General features: G+C 57.4%; 1 protein-coding gene. It reads right to left on the reverse strand.

Going from position 1 to position 836, the window contains the following annotated elements; all coding sequences use genetic code 11:
- Window positions 1–12 precede the first annotated feature (12 nt).
- Window positions 13–770, reverse strand: a protein-coding gene (locus KTQ37_RS16675) for an IS5 family transposase (protein WP_218631631.1) whose coding sequence is annotated in 2 segments (ribosomal slippage) — window positions 13–449 and window positions 449–770 — 759 coding nt in all. Because the reading frame shifts where the segments join, the coding sequence is not laid out codon by codon here.
- Window positions 771–836: the final 66 nt, after the last annotated feature.

An 836-nucleotide genomic window follows, 5' to 3' on the forward strand; every position in this document is an offset into this window, starting at 1 on the left:
TAGGGTCAGGACTCATAGCCAATAGATGACGGTAGCCGCGAGGGCGATAGCGGATAGGAAGACCTTCGGACATCGGTCGTATCGTGTCGCGACACGTCGCCAATCCTTCAGCCTTCCGAACATGATCTCGATCCGATTGCGCCGTTTGTAGCGCCGCTTGTCGTATTTGACAGTTTTCTTGCGCTGCTTTCGGCCTGGGATGCAGGCGCGTATCCCTTTGTCTTTCAATGCTTCTCGGAACCAATCGGCGTCATAGCCACGATCTCCTAGCAGCCAGTCCACCTTGGGCAAACTGCCCAGCAATGCACGGGCTCCGATGTAATCGCTGACCTGTCCCGCGGTCACGAACAAGTTCAGCGGGCGTCCCTGGCTGTCGCAGATGGCGTGGAGTTTGGTGTTCATGCCACCTTTGGTCCGGCCAATCAGGCGTCCACGCCCCCCTTTTTGACGCCCATGCTGGTCGCTGTTCGATGCGCCTTCAGATATGTCGCGTCGATCATGACGGTCTTCTGTTCGCCGTGCTTGGCAGCCAGACCGGCCATGATCTGCGCGAAGATGCCTTTGTCGCTCCATCGCTTCCAGCGGTTGTAGAGCGTCTTGTGCGGGCCGTATTCAACAGGCGCGTCACGCCAACGCAACCCATTGCGATTAATGAAGATAATCCCGCTCAGCACACGCCGATCATCGACGCGAGGCTTGCCGTGGGATTTGGGGAAAAAGGGCTCCAGACGCGCCATCTGCGCATCCGTCAGCCAGAAGAGATCAGACATGTTCACCGCTCGGTTTTCGAGCCGTGAATCATGCCGGTAAACGGAAATCAATGGGTCCTGACCCTA

It is taken from the genome of Sedimentimonas flavescens (assembly GCF_019264375.1).
Lineage (GTDB): Bacteria > Pseudomonadota > Alphaproteobacteria > Rhodobacterales > Rhodobacteraceae > Rhodobacter > Rhodobacter flavescens.